The following is a 13205-nucleotide window of genomic DNA, read 5'->3' on the forward strand; positions in this document are numbered from 1 at the left end:
GACTGGTGGCGGGCGTACCCCCGTTTTACGGTCGTCTAGTGGGCGGAACCGTCCACGAGACCGTCTCGCGGGGGCGCGGTGCGCCATGACGACTTCGCAACCGAGATCCAGTGCGCGGATCAACGCCGGGGACAAGGGCGGCGGGAACGGCATGGCGCTTTTCGTCATCGCCTCGTGCCAGCTGATGGTGGTCCTCGACATCACCATCGTGAACATCGCTCTGCCCCACATCCAGAGCTCGCTGGACTTTTCCACCACCGGCCTCTCCTGGGTCGTCAACGCCTACACACTCACCTTCGGCGGCCTGCTGCTCCTCGGCGGCCGTTTCGGCGACATCCTCGGCCGCCGCCGGGTCTTCGTCTTCGGCGTACTGCTCTTCGTCCTGGCCTCGCTGCTCGGCGGTCTGGCCCAGAACTCCGGCCAGCTCCTCGCGGCGCGCGCCCTCCAGGGCGTCGGCGGCGCCATAGCCTCACCGACCGCCCTCGCCCTGATCACCACCACCTTCACCGAAGGCCCGGCGCGCAACCGGGCCTTCGGCGTCTTCGCCGCGGTCTCCGCGGGCGGCGGCGCGATCGGCCTGCTGGCGGGCGGCATGCTCGTCGAATGGCTCGACTGGCGCTGGGTCTTCTATGTGAACGTGCCGATCGGACTGCTGATGGTCCTCGCCACACCCCGCTACATCAAGGAGTCCGAGCGCCATCCCGGCCACTTCGACCTGACCGGTGCGCTGACCTCGACCCTCGGCATGGTGGCTCTGGTCTACGGCTTCATCCGCGCCGCGCAGGAAGGCTGGAGCGACGCGCTCACCCTCGCGTCGTTCGGCGCCGCGGTGCTGCTCCTGGCCGCCTTCGTCCTGACCGAGCGGCGCTCGAAGCAGCCGATCACCCCGCTGCACATGTTCGCGGACCGCAACCGCGCGGGCACGTACGGCGTCATGCTGAGCCTGGCCGCCGCGATCTTCGGCATGTTCTTCTTCCTCACGCTCTTCGTGCAGAACGTGCTGGACTTCAGCCCGCTCCAAGCCGGTCTCGCCTTCCTGCCGGTCAGCGCGGTCATCGCGGTGGGCGCGGGCATAGCCTCCCAGCTGCTGCCCAGGTACGGCCCGAAGCCCTTCATCGTGACCGGCGCGCTCCTCGCCGCGGCGGGCCTGTCCTGGCTGACCCTGACCGACATCCATTCGACGTATCTGGGCAGCATTCTGGGACCGATGCTGGTCTTCAGCCTCGGCATGGGCATGCAGTTCGTCTCGCTGACGCTGATGGCGGTCTCCGGGGTGGCCAGGCACGAGACCGGCGCCGCGTCCGGGCTGCTCAACGCCACGCAGCAGGTGGGCGGTTCGCTCGGTCTGTCCATCCTGGTCACCGTCTTCGGTACGGCCAGCCGCCACGAGGCCGAGGATCAGATCCCGGGTTTCATGGCCCGGGCCACCCCGGCGGAACGACAGATTTTCGAACGGAGCGGCCAACTCCCGCCGCCCTGGGGCGACGAGGTACTCACCTCCGGAGTCTCGGCCGCGTTCATCGTGGCGGCCGTCTTCACGGTGATCGCGGCGGTGATCGCCCTCCTCGCCATCCAGGTACGCCCGTCCGACCTCGAACGTCTCCAGGGCGGAGGCATTCCGGGCCACTGAACGTCACTTGCAGGCGGCCCTGAGGTCCTTCCGGTGCCCGGCAACCCAGGTGGCGAAGTCCTGCAGTTCGGGATTGAGGGCGCGCAGAGCCGCCAGATCCCTGGCCGCGGTGATGCGGCTCTCGCAGTCGGCGTAGTACTGGAACATGTTGCCTGATTCCTCGGCGCCGGGGAATCCGAGTGCGCGGAAGGCGTCCGGAGTCAGCGGGCGGTACGCCACCGGCTCGCCGACAGCCTCCGTGAGGATCTCGGCCATGTGGGCGATGGGCAGATGCTCGCCCGCGATGCTGACAGTGGCGCTGACCATGTCGCCGCCGTGCTTGAGGACGGCCAGTGCGATCTTGCCGATGTCGTCCACGGCAATACCGGCCAGCCTGCGGTCCCCCATCGGCAGGGACAGCTGCAGGACACCGTCCTTGCCGCGCTGCGGGGCGGCCGTGGAGAGAAGATTCTCCCAGAAGAACGTGCTCTTCAAAATGGTGGTGGGTACGCCCGCATCGCTGAAGTAGCTGTCCGCCTCGGCCTTTGCGTCGAAGTGCGGGACCTTGTAGGACCCCTGGAGCGTGGGCATACGGTCGTCGTCGAGTGGGATGCATTCGCGAGTGTCGTCCAGGCTGGACCAGACCGCGTGCTGCACTCCGACATGCCCGGCAGCACGCGCTGCCGCGGCCGCTTGAGTCTTCTCCCTTTCTCCGGACAGGTGCTCCCAGAAGTTCGTCATGACGAAGGCGCCGTAGGCGCCCTCCAGCGCCGGCCCCAGGCTCGACTCGTCGTCGAGATCGGCCCGCACCACCTCCGCCCCGAGCCGCTCCAGTTCCCTGGACGCGTCCGAAGCGGGGTTACGGGTGAGGGCTCGTACGGCGAAATCACCGTCCGGCTCTGACAGAACTGCCCGGGCCAGTCCGCCGCCCTGCGATCCGGTCGCACCGAACACCGCAATGATCTTCTTCTCGGCCATGACACCTCTTCCGCCGCGCTAAGTGATCTATTGCGCACGTACTGTTGCCGACCCTACGGTGAGCCGTTGGACCGCACAGGCGGTGAGCAGCCACACGGGTGTCAGCGCCGGCCTCCCGACGAACTCGTGCAGCACGCCTGACCGGCTCCGCCGCCTACAGGTCATGAGCGAGGAACCCGATCCTGCCTGCGGCTCGCAGCCAGTCCCGGGCCTCGATCAGGGCCGCCATCTTCTCGGCCTCGGTGAGACCTTCCCAGGACGGTGCGGTACCCCTGTGCCACACGGACTCATGGACGACCTGTTGGTGTGCCTTCGCGAGTGCGAGTACGCGCGGGTCCTCAAGTGCGACATCCTCCATTGCCCTGCTCCTTTCAGTGGGCGCGGATGCGGATGCGGTGAGGCGAGGGACCAGTGGACCAGTTCATCAGGCACCGTCAGGCGCCTGATCGAGGGTGAACAGACCCCCCTCGGGATCGCACAGGGTGATCTGCTGCCGGTGGCCGCCCCATTCGGCTCCCGACGCGATGCTTGCGCCGTGCTCAAGGGCTGTGGCCTTCGCTGCTTCCAGGTCAGGAACCTTGAAGTGAACCAGCCAGCGCGGCCTCAGCTGCGGCCTTCTCGCTGCTTCCTCGACCGGTCCGCTGTTCAGCCGGGCCACAGGCTGACCGCCCTGCCGCAGGACGACCTGATCGTCCTCGTACCAGACCTCACGGTCTCCGGCGCCCGCGTTCACCCAGTCCAGGACCTCCCCGTAGAACAAAGCCGCGTCGAACGCGTTCCTCGTGTGCAGCTCCACCCACGCCGGAGCCATGCCCTCGCCGAGACGCCACCCGGAAAGGACCTGGCCCTGCCAGACACCGAAGGAGGCACCTTCCAGGTCCGCGACCAGAGCCGCCCGTCCGCGCGGCGGAAAGGCGACCGGCCCAACCCCGACCGTGCCCCCGCGCTCGCGGACGCGGGCGACAGCCACATCGGCATCGGCGACCGAGAAGTACACCGTCCACGCCACAGGCAGGCCAAGCTCCCCAGCCATCGCTCCGATGCCGGCCACGGCGACGCCATCCACCTCGGCCACGGAAAACGCCCGCCCGAAACCGCCCTGGCGAAACGTCCACCCCATCACGGGACCGTAGAAGCGCTCGGCGGTCTTCAGATCGCGTGCCATCAGACTCAGCCAGCACGGCCCGCCGGGGGTGTCTTCCGCCAGCACCACGGCCGTACTCCTCTCCTGTCCGCCCCACACGTCCCAGCATCGAGTACCCCTCTGAACGGGGCAAACGGGGCCAGAAGGGATGAGCGGCAGTGAAGAGATCACTCCGGCGCGGAGGGCGGCCTCAGGAGGGGCGAGGCCAGAGGACGAACGGAGGCCATTAGGGGAGAATGTCTACATGTAGGGAACGGCTTTTCCAGCGCGTGAGCTTTCTCCATGAAGCGGGTGGCTGCCATGGGACACGAGTCGGAAGAGCGCGTGTTCGCGCAGATAGAGCGTCGACTCACCAGTGACGACCCTGAGCTGGCCGCCCGCATGAGCGACCTCAACGAGCAGTTCCCCGAGGGGCATCCCACTGAGCGGTCGCGGTGGAACTGGCGGAAGCGGACCGTACTGACTGTGATCATCCTTGCCGTTGTGGGACTCCTCCTGACCGTGGCCCTCAGCACATCGCCTGCTGAAGCCCCGCCGCCGCCCAGTGGCCTCACCCATCCGGTGCTCACGCGAGCACCAACGTAAAGTGTCAGGGCCGCTCAGATGTCGCGGAAGAGACCAGCGAGCGCCGTGACCTGCCGTGATGGGTGCGTGGTGGCCGCTGAGCTGCGCGAATGGACTTTCGGTTGTTTCACGCTCGTGCCGGTTGATGGGGCCGGAAGTCCCAGAAAAGTCCCAGAGGACTCCCACAGCTGACGGACGCCCTTGCGGCTTTATGGGGGGGTGAGGCAGCGCGGCGTGGGCTGGAGACCGTTCATCGCTGGTCCGCCTGACCGAACGGCAGTGTGAACTCCTTTAATCCTTGTCGACGAGGGCGCTGGAACCTGGATGTCGAGTGACTGGCGTTCGGCCGATGCCTTGCGGGATCGTTGGCTCCTGATGATCGACGACGACTCTGCGGTCGCCGGCGGCGGTGAGCCGGCGGAGCCTGCCAAGCCTCGGTCGCCCTATAGCGAGCGGCCCGTCGCGCGTGCCCGGCGGGCGAAGGCGCAGGAACTGATCGAGCGGCTCGTCGCCGAGGGGCGCGTCCGGATCGCTGATCCCGATGACGACGAGGTCACGGAGTGGCGGCGCGTCGTCAATTACGCGAAGCGTCACGGCCTGGAGCCGGCGGGCAAGCGCATCGAGAAGGTCCCGTATGGCGGGCCGGGGCTGGAGCTGTTCCTTGCGGAGGGCCCGCATCCCAACGCGCGGAGTCAGCGGCCGAAGGCGGCCGGGGGACTGGTTCCTGTCCCCGCACGACTGGGGCACCTGCATCCGGTGGTGGCTGCGCTCAGAAACGACGAGAGTCGGCTGGTGATGCCGTCTGCGCTGCGCCGTAGGTCGCTTCTGCTGTTGCAGGGTCTGGCGGCTGAGGCGGTACGGCGAGGGTATGAGGTGCGGAAGGCACGGTCGTCCTTCTTCCCGCGCGAGGGCGGAGTGGACGTCGCTGTCGACGGCTTCGCGTATATCGTCACCATCAGGCAGGAGTTCCCGGAGTCCACGGATCCGGAGCGCTCCGCACATCTCGTCGTGGAGCTTGCCCATGGTCTGACCGGTCGGCCCGGTCGCTGGCGGGATCGGAAGAGCCGGACGCTTGAAGAAGCCTTGGGCGTGATCGTTGGAGAGATCGAGGCACGAGCTGTCGAGGACGCTCGGCGCCGGCGGGATGAACAGCAGGCCAGGGCAGAACGCGAACTTCGTTGGCAAGCAGCCATGGACGTGGCGAAGGAACAAGCTGTTCGCGAACAACTTGCCCAGGTGCTACGCGACGAGGCCGGGTACTGGCAAGAGGCCGCTGCCCTCAGTGCGTACTGCATGGCATTGGAACGTCGTATCGGCGAGTTGGGCGGCGCCGTGGACGACTCGGCTCTGGACTCGGCTCGACGCTGGTCGGAGTGGGCAAGGGGGTACGTTAGGTCGATAGACCCCTTGAGCGGGCTTCCAGAGATGCCGCACACGCGTGAACCCACGCCGGAGGAGCTCAAGCCGCACCTCAGGGGATGGAGCCCTTACGGACCGGAACGGCGTGGCTGAGGGTGACGTAGTGCGCGTTATGGGCGGTGTAGGCGTTACGGGCGATATCTTGACGCTGAAATGACGCTCATTTGACGCTCGTGATCTTACTTACTGACGGTAAGCCAGGTCGGTGGGCGGGCCGGGGCTCTGCTGAGAGTCGATCGGACCGGGACTTGTCGAGGGCTTTGGGGAGCCTGTCAGCTGCGTCGGCACAGCTGATGCCGGAGTCTTGCCATTCGTCAGCGTGAGCCTGGACGACTTCGTCATGAAGTTCTCTGCCTGGTGGCGCTGACCTGCAGATTTGTGGTTCTACGGGCCCCTGGCCTGCGTGGATGCGTCTTTCAGTGTCTTTCAGATTCGTGCTGCGTTATGCAGCCGATTCTCCCCACGCGCTCCCCAAGCCTTCGAATACTCCCCAGATTCTCCCCAGAGGTGCCAGTGCCGCGAGCACTGTGACATGGGGAGGGCGGTTCTTCCTGTGGCTGTACGACCAGCACGTTGAGTGATCACGGCGCGCCGTGGCCGCCCCCGTCAGAAGGTGACTGAGTTGAGTTTGCGGGGCAGACGCTGGCGGTTGTCGGCCCCCACATGGCACAGGTCATAACGACCGTCCAAGGGCGTCCAGCTGATCCAGGACACGGGCATAATGCCAGGTCAGGGCCTCATAGTCCGGCGGAGTCCGCACAGTCGGTGAGACCCGTGTGAGAGCGCGTGAGACGACGAAGCCCCGCCGGAATGGATGCTCCGGCGGGGCTTCGTCGCGCAGCGGGCTACGGCGGCGTGCAGTATCCGGCGTGGCCACCGTTGTACTCCGGTTCTCCGGTTTCGAGCACGCGGAGCAGGGACGCGGTACCGACACGTGTCGTACGGACGATGCGCAGTACGCGGCACGGAAACTCCCCGCGACGAACGAGGTCGTAGCCCTTCGCCCGCGAGAACCGCAACGCCTTGGAGGCGTCCTCCACGCTCCCTGTTCCGTCCCAGGTGGCGCGGATGCGCCTTGGACTGTACCGGGGGCCCTGCAACTCGTTGGTCGTGCTGTGCATTTCGGATTCTTCAGTCCTTTCAAGGTGGCACTGATTACGTGCAGCCGATAGGTTTTGAAACTGCGGAAGCGCGTTGCTCTAGCCTGTGGTGGATCAGTGGACCGCGGTGCGGGGCCGGAACTGGTCAGAACAGCCGGTGACGTAAGCGAGGCCATGTGGCATCGTGCGCTGAGGCGCGATGCCGATATGCAGGCCGACCCAATGCTGATCGACCTCGTTCCCGGCTTCACCTAGGACATGACGAGGCTGGGCCACCACGGCACCGGTGACCTGGAGATCCGACTCCGTACCCCAAGAGGTATGGACCGTCCCCCGGACCGTTTCCACAGGAGCTATGGAAGCGCGAAGCGCTGCCGATGCGCGTTGAGTGGAATTAATGGCTGTCTCGGCGATGCCTTTCGGCGTACGGGCAGGAAGTGGCGGTGGCCCATGAAATGATCCGCAGGATCGCCGGTTTGGCTAACCGGCGATCCCACGCTATGTTGTTCCGCTTCGCAGGGACCGCATTCATCTGATCCTTGTGCCTATGTGTCCGCTCATGTGGCCGGCTGTTGCCGGAGCTGGCCAAGGCAGGCTCGACCTCTCGAGCGGCGTGATCCCGGGAGCCTGCCACTCGGGGGCGTGCGCGGGGTGGTGGTAGCCGGTGGTGGCTCGAAGACGGCCCGGGCCGTGACGGCCGGGTCGCGAGCGGTGAAGTCGCCGTTGGTGACACCGTCGGCGATGATGCCGCGCAGCTGCTCGATCAGGTCGGCTACGTGGTCGGCGGCCGCGCTGCTGTGCTCGGCCGCCAGAACCCGGTAGGTGGCGAAGAGTTTGGGGTCTTCGGATGTCATGGCCCGCTTGAGATCAACAAGACACCCGACCGGTGCGGCCCGCAGGAGGCGTCGGCGTGCGTCCACGCCCCTCGCGGCGTCCGCGGGATGCCAGACAGCACGGGACCGAAGTCGATGCCCTGGCAGGCGCGGTGCGGCGACCCCGCGCTGATGGCCGTCATGTGTGGTGGCAGGAGGCGTATGGGTTCCTGGCTCGGTACCACCGCTGCTCTCTTTGACACTGGCGCCCAACTATGCGCGGCCAATGAGATTTTGACGCACGACTCTTGACCGCGCAGACAGGAGCAAGCGAGCATCGGCTGGCCGGAGAGCGCTCTCCCTCCTCTCCGCCCCCCGACTCAGGAGAACGTCTCATGCTCGCTCCGCCCACCAGCCTGCTGGTGCCGCGCAGACCTTCGCCCTCATACAGGCGAGGAATGGCAGGCGCGGTCGTTACCGCTCTGGTCGCGACACTTCTGCTGTTCGTCCCCACCGGCTCAGCCGAGGCCGCCCCCGTGCTGCTGTCGCAGGGCAAGCCCGTGACCGCGTCCAGCCAGGAGCATTACGGCACCCCGGCCACCGCGGCCGTCGACGGTGAGAACGGCACGCGCTGGTCCAGCACCGCTTCCGACCCGCAGTGGATACGGGTCGACCTCGGTGCCACCGCATCCATCAACCAGATAGTCCTGCGCTGGGAGAACGCGTACGCGAAGGCGTACCGCATCGAGTTCTCCGGTGACGGCGCCACCTGGTCGACCGCGTACAGCACCACCACGAGCGCCGGCGGCACGGAGACGCTGAACGTCTCCGGCACCGCGCGCTATGTCCGCATGTACGGGACCGCGCGTGCCACCGGCTACGGCTACTCGCTCTGGGAGTTCCAGGTGTACGGCACCGCCGGCGCCGGCGGCGGCGGCCCCGGCCCGGTCACCCCCGGTGGCGACCTCGGTCCCAACGTCCACGTCTTCGACCCGTCCACGCCGGGCATCCAGGCCAAGCTGGACGAGGTCTTCAAGAAGCAGGAGTCGGCGCAGTTCGGCACCGACCGCCACGCCTTCTTCTTCAAGCCGGGCACCTACAACAACCTCAACGCCCAGATCGGCTTCTACACCTCCATCGCGGGACTCGGCCTGCGGCCCGACGACACCACCATCAACGGTGATGTGACCGTGGACGCCGGCTGGTTCAACGGCAACGCGACGCAGAACTTCTGGCGCTCGGCGGAGAACCTGGCCCTGAACCCGGTCAGCGGGACCAACCGCTGGGCCGTCTCCCAGGCGGCGTCCTTCCGTCGCATGCATGTCAAGGGCGGGTTGAACCTCGCGCCGAACGGCTACGGCTGGGCGAGCGGCGGCTACATCGCCGACAGCAAGGTCGACGGGCAGATCGGCAACTACTCGCAGCAGCAGTGGTACACCCGCGACAGTGCCATCGGCGGCTGGTCCAACTCCGTCTGGAACCAGACGTTCTCCGGCGTCGAGGGCGCCCCCGCCACCAGCTTCCCCGAGCCCCGCTACACCACGCTCGACACCACCCCGATCTCCCGTGAGAAGCCGTTCCTGTACCTGGACGGCAACGAGTACAAGGTCTTCGTCCCGGCCAAGCGCACCAACGCGCGCGGCACCACTTGGGCGAACGGCACCCCGCAGGGCAGTTCCCTCTCGTTGAACCAGTTCTACGTCGTCAAGCCCGGCGCCACCGCGGCCACCATCAATGCCGCCCTCGCGCAGGGCCTGCACCTGCTCTTCACGCCCGGCATCTACCACGTCGACCAGACGATCAACGTCAACCGCGCCAACACGGTCGTGCTGGGCCTCGGCTTGGCCACGATCATCCCCGACAACGGCGTCACGGCCATGCGCGTCGCCGACGTCGACGGCGTGAAACTGGCCGGCTTCCTCATCGACGCCGGCCCCGTCAACTCGCCCACGCTGCTCGAAGTCGGCCCGCAGGGAGCGTCGGCGGACCACGCCGCCAACCCCACCACGGTCCAGGACGTCTACATCCGCATCGGCGGCGCCGGGCCCGGCAAGGCCACCACCAGCATCGTCGTCAACAGCGACGACACGATCATCGACCACACCTGGGTGTGGCGCGCCGACCACGGCGACGGCGTCGGGTGGGAGACCAACCGCGCCGACTACGGCGTACGCGTCAACGGCGACGACGTCCTGGCCACCGGCCTGTTCGTCGAGCACTTCAACAAGTACGACGTCGAGTGGTACGGCGAGCGGGGCCGGACGATCTTCTACCAGAACGAGAAGGCGTACGACGCGCCCAACCAGGCCGCCATCCAGAACGGCGACACGAAGGGGTACGCCGCCTACCGGGTCGACGACTCCGTCACCACCCACGAGGCGTGGGGTCTGGGCAGCTACTGCAACTACAACGTGGACCCGACGATCCGGCAGGACCACGGCTTCAAGGCACCGGTCAAGCCCGGGGTGAAGTTCCACAGCCTGCTGGTGGTGTCACTGGGCGGTATGGGCCACTACAACCACGTCATCAACAACACCGGCGCGTCCACCGTGCCCGCGGGCACCTCCACCGTCCCCTCTACCGTGGTTTCCTACCCCTGACGCGCTGATCGGACCATCCCGATCGGTGCACGTGTGACCTGACGGTCGCGAGGGGCTCGGTTTCCTCCTCCCCGAGGACGCCGGGCCCCGCACGATTGCCCATGCTGAACGCACCGCCCGCGCGAGCCACCACTCCGGGTTGCCGGCGCGTTGTACTGCTCGCGTCAGTGTCCAGGCGTCCTTGTGCGACGCCGGGAGCGCGTGGTGAAAGCCGCGCACCGCCTGGTACTCCGCGGTCGGCCTGCGGTGTCGTACGCGTCGGCGAGCGCGCGGCAACGCGTCCGGCCATGTGTAGCGATGCTGCCTCTACCTGACGTGTCAGTGGACGTGGCGCCTTGCAGTTGTACAGCGGTCTCGTCGGCCGGAATCTCGCGCGGTGCCATCGCGACGCTGACGGCCGGCTGCGGCTTCCCTGGAGACGGCTGAGCCGTCAGTCGCCCATGCGCGTGATGTCACTGCTCACTTCTTCATGGCGGCCGCGACAGTAGCGGCATGCGGACAGTGATGTGAAGGGTGTCTCGACCGCTGTGCCGGATGAACCCCGCCTGATTCACGGACTTCTCGTGCCCGAAACCGCCGTGCAATCAAAAGAGTTGGCTTCCGAAACGTTGACAGGCTCACGTCCACAGGTCAGTCTGCTTGGAGAGCGCTCTCCGAGCCGGCCGCCGCAAGCCGGCGCCTGTACTCCCCTCTTCCGCCAGGAGCCGCAGTGTTGAGATCCCCTGTCCTCTCCGGCCGCCCATGGGCCGGAGCACTACTCGTCACGCTTGGCGCCCTGTTGGCGTCATCCCTCTCTCTTGCGACCGCCCCGAGCGCCGGAGCCGCCGACACGCTGCTGTCGCAGGGCAAGCGCGCCACTGCTTCTTCACAGGAAGGGGATGGCCTCTCCGCCTCCGCGGCTGTCGACGGCAATCTGACCGGAACCCGCTGGGCCAGCCAGTGGAGTGACCCCCAGTGGATCCAGGTCGACCTGGGCGAGAAGGCGAACCTCAGCCGTGTCGTGCTCACCTGGGAGGCAGCGTACGGCAAGGCGTACGAGATCCAGGCGTCCGACAACGGCACCGACTGGAGGACTCTGAAGGCCGTCACGCAAGGCGACGGCGGCACCGACGAGATCGCCGTCTCCGGCTCCGGCCGCTACGTGCGCATGCTGGGCACAGCCCGCTCCGGTGGTTACGGGTACTCGCTGTGGGAGTTCCAGGTCTACGGCTCCGTCGGCGACACCACGCCGCCGGCCAGCGGGGGAGCGGTCAAGGTGACCGGCTCCCAGGGCAACTGGCAGCTGCAGGCGGGCGGCCAGCCCTACACCGTCAAGGGCCTCACCTGGGGCCCGTCCGTCGCCGACGCCCCGAAGTACATGCCCGACGTCAAGTCGATGGGCGTCAACACCATCCGCACCTGGGGCACGGACGGCTCGACCAAGCCCCTGCTCGACACCGCGGCCGCGAACGGCATCCGCGTCGTCAACGGCTTCTGGCTGCAGCCCGGCGGCGGCCCCGGCAGCGGCGGCTGCGCCAACTACGTCACGGACACGACGTACAAGAACACCATGCTCACCGAGATCGCCAAGTGGGTCGACACCTACAAGAGCCACCCCGCCACGCTGATGTGGAACGTCGGCAACGAGTCGGTGCTCGGCCTGCAGAACTGCTACAGCGGCACCGAACTGGAGACGCAGCGCAACGCGTACACCACGTTCGTCAACGACGTCGCGAAGAAGATCCACTCTATCGACGCCGACCACCCCGTCACCTCCACCGACGCCTGGACGGGCGCCTGGCCGTACTACAAGCGCAACGCCCCCGACCTCGACCTGTACTCGATGAACTCCTACGGCGACATCTGCAACGTCCAGGAGGACTGGGAGGCGGGCGGCTACACCAAGCCGTACATCATCACCGAGGGCGGACCGGCCGGTGAGTGGGAGGTGCCGGACGACGCCAACGGCGTCCCGGACGAGCCCACCGACGTGCAGAAGGCCAAGGGTTACACCCAGGCGTGGGACTGCGTCACCGGCCACCGGGGCGTGGCGCTCGGCGCGACGCTCTTCCACTACGGCACCGAGCACGACTTCGGCGGCGTCTGGTTCAACGTCCTGTCCGGCGGGCTCAAGAGGCTGTCGTACTACGCCGTGAAGCAGGCGTACGCGGGCTCCACCGCCGGTGACAACACCCCGCCCGTGATCACGAACATGGCGGTCTCACCGGCCTCGGCCGCACCGGCCGGTGGTGAGTTCACCGTCCGCGCCGATGTCCGTGACCCGGACAACGACCCGCTCAACTACAAAATTTTCCTCAGCGGCAACTACGCCAACGGCGACAAGGGCCTGGTCGAGGCCAAGTGGCGGGCCACCGGCAACGGAACCTTCGCCGTCACCGCACCCGAGAAGCTCGGCGTGTGGAAGGTCTACATCGAGGCCACGGACGGCAAGGGCAACGCCGGCATCGAGACCAAGTCGGTCAAGGTGGTCGCCCCGCCCGTCACCGGAACCAACGTGGCCCTGAACAAGCCCACCACCGCCTCCTCCTACCAGGCCCAGTACGGTGACTGCCCGTGCACGCCCGCCAAGGCTACGGATGGCAACACGAGCACCCGCTGGGCCAGCGACTGGAGCGACCCGCAGTGGATCCGGGTCGACCTCGGAGCGCCGACCGCCATCCGCAAGCTCCAGCTGGTCTGGGACCCGGCCTACGCAAAGTCCTACGAGGTCCAGGTCTCGGGCGACGGCACCAACTGGCGCCCGGTGCACTCCACCACCACCGGAAACGGTGACATCGACACCATCGACGTGACGGCGACCGCCCGCCACGTGCGACTGCACCTGACCGCGCGCGGCACCGGCTGGGGCTACTCGCTCCACGAGTTCGGTATCTACAGCTGACCCGCATTCACGGCGAGCGGGGCCGTCCTGTCAAGGGGCGGCCCCGCCACAGCCGGCTTCCGGCAGTACGCCCGTCGCGCAGTGCCGACGGCGAGGCG

Annotated in this window: 10 protein-coding genes; 5 read left to right on the top strand and 5 right to left on the bottom strand. The window is 67.3% G+C overall.

The annotated features are described in order from the left end of the window. The first annotated feature begins 85 nt into the window (after nucleotides 1–85). The gene (locus J7E91_RS21250) at nucleotides 86–1630 is read left to right on the top strand and encodes an MFS transporter (protein WP_374224753.1); all 1545 of its coding nucleotides are present in this window, start codon (nucleotides 86–88) and stop codon (nucleotides 1628–1630) included. A 3-nt stretch (nucleotides 1631–1633) separates the two neighbouring features. Here J7E91_RS21250 and J7E91_RS21255 read toward each other — a convergent pair whose 3' ends face one another. The 3 genes from J7E91_RS21255 to J7E91_RS21265 form a co-directional block, all read right to left on the bottom strand. Next, the gene (locus J7E91_RS21255; RefSeq protein WP_214907151.1) at nucleotides 1634–2587 is read right to left on the bottom strand and encodes an NmrA/HSCARG family protein; all 954 of its coding nucleotides are present in this window, start codon (nucleotides 2585–2587) and stop codon (nucleotides 1634–1636) included. A gap of 154 nt (nucleotides 2588–2741) precedes the next feature. Next, complete coding sequence (locus tag J7E91_RS21260; protein ID WP_214907153.1) at nucleotides 2742–2945, bottom strand: hypothetical protein; 204 nt, start codon at nucleotides 2943–2945, stop codon at nucleotides 2742–2744. A gap of 66 nt (nucleotides 2946–3011) precedes the next feature. Next, on the bottom strand, nucleotides 3012–3800 hold the full coding sequence (locus tag J7E91_RS21265) for a VOC family protein (protein WP_308376859.1): 789 nt from the start codon (nucleotides 3798–3800) through the stop codon (nucleotides 3012–3014). A gap of 231 nt (nucleotides 3801–4031) precedes the next feature. Between J7E91_RS21265 and J7E91_RS21270 the strand changes: the two genes are divergently transcribed. Then, nucleotides 4032–4316, top strand: a complete 285-nt coding sequence (locus J7E91_RS21270) for a DUF3040 domain-containing protein (protein WP_214907155.1) — start codon at nucleotides 4032–4034, stop codon at nucleotides 4314–4316. Between the two features lie 354 nt (nucleotides 4317–4670). Beyond that, a complete protein-coding gene (locus J7E91_RS21275) occupies nucleotides 4671–5807 on the top strand; it encodes a hypothetical protein (RefSeq protein ID WP_251016021.1) in 1137 nt (378 codons plus the stop codon). 752 nt (nucleotides 5808–6559) lie between these two features. Here the strand turns inward: J7E91_RS21275 and J7E91_RS21280 are convergent. Together J7E91_RS21280 and J7E91_RS21285 are read right to left on the bottom strand one after the other, a co-directional pair. Then, nucleotides 6560–6835 (bottom strand): helix-turn-helix domain-containing protein, encoded by a 276-nt coding sequence (locus tag J7E91_RS21280; protein ID WP_251016022.1) that lies wholly within the window; start codon nucleotides 6833–6835, stop codon nucleotides 6560–6562. A 536-nt stretch (nucleotides 6836–7371) separates the two neighbouring features. Continuing rightward, complete coding sequence (locus J7E91_RS21285; protein WP_214907157.1) at nucleotides 7372–7668, bottom strand: hypothetical protein; 297 nt, start codon at nucleotides 7666–7668, stop codon at nucleotides 7372–7374. 416 nt (nucleotides 7669–8084) lie between these two features. Between J7E91_RS21285 and J7E91_RS21290 the strand changes: the two genes are divergently transcribed. Together J7E91_RS21290 and J7E91_RS21295 are read left to right on the top strand one after the other, a co-directional pair. After that, nucleotides 8085–10226: a discoidin domain-containing protein gene (locus tag J7E91_RS21290; protein WP_251016023.1), complete on the top strand. Its 2142-nt coding sequence runs from the start codon at nucleotides 8085–8087 to the stop codon at nucleotides 10224–10226. A gap of 709 nt (nucleotides 10227–10935) precedes the next feature. After that, nucleotides 10936–13107 carry a discoidin domain-containing protein gene (locus J7E91_RS21295; RefSeq protein WP_214907166.1) on the top strand — a complete coding sequence of 724 codons (2172 nt, stop codon included), beginning with the start codon at nucleotides 10936–10938 and terminating at the stop codon, nucleotides 13105–13107. The last annotated feature ends 98 nt before the right edge of the window (nucleotides 13108–13205 follow it).

Source organism: Streptomyces sp. ISL-99 (assembly GCF_018614005.1).
Classification (GTDB): domain Bacteria; phylum Actinomycetota; class Actinomycetes; order Streptomycetales; family Streptomycetaceae; genus Streptomyces; species Streptomyces flavidovirens.

What these genes read in the sequence shown, in the direction of transcription:
- J7E91_RS21250 (WP_374224753.1), top strand. Translation starts at nt 86, where the DNA reads ATGACGACTTCGCAACCGAGATCCAGTGCGCGGATCAACGCCGGGGAC.
- J7E91_RS21255 (WP_214907151.1), bottom strand. Translation starts at nt 2,587, where the DNA reads ATGGCCGAGAAGAAGATCATTGCGGTGTTCGGTGCGACCGGATCGCAG.
- J7E91_RS21260 (WP_214907153.1), bottom strand. Translation starts at nt 2,945, where the DNA reads ATGGAGGATGTCGCACTTGAGGACCCGCGCGTACTCGCACTCGCGAAG.
- J7E91_RS21270 (WP_214907155.1), top strand. Translation starts at nt 4,032, where the DNA reads ATGGGACACGAGTCGGAAGAGCGCGTGTTCGCGCAGATAGAGCGTCGA.
- J7E91_RS21275 (WP_251016021.1), top strand. Translation starts at nt 4,671, where the DNA reads ATGATCGACGACGACTCTGCGGTCGCCGGCGGCGGTGAGCCGGCGGAG.
- J7E91_RS21280 (WP_251016022.1), bottom strand. Translation starts at nt 6,835, where the DNA reads ATGCACAGCACGACCAACGAGTTGCAGGGCCCCCGGTACAGTCCAAGG.
- J7E91_RS21285 (WP_214907157.1), bottom strand. Translation starts at nt 7,668, where the DNA reads ATGACATCCGAAGACCCCAAACTCTTCGCCACCTACCGGGTTCTGGCG.
- J7E91_RS21290 (WP_251016023.1), top strand. Translation starts at nt 8,085, where the DNA reads ATGGCAGGCGCGGTCGTTACCGCTCTGGTCGCGACACTTCTGCTGTTC.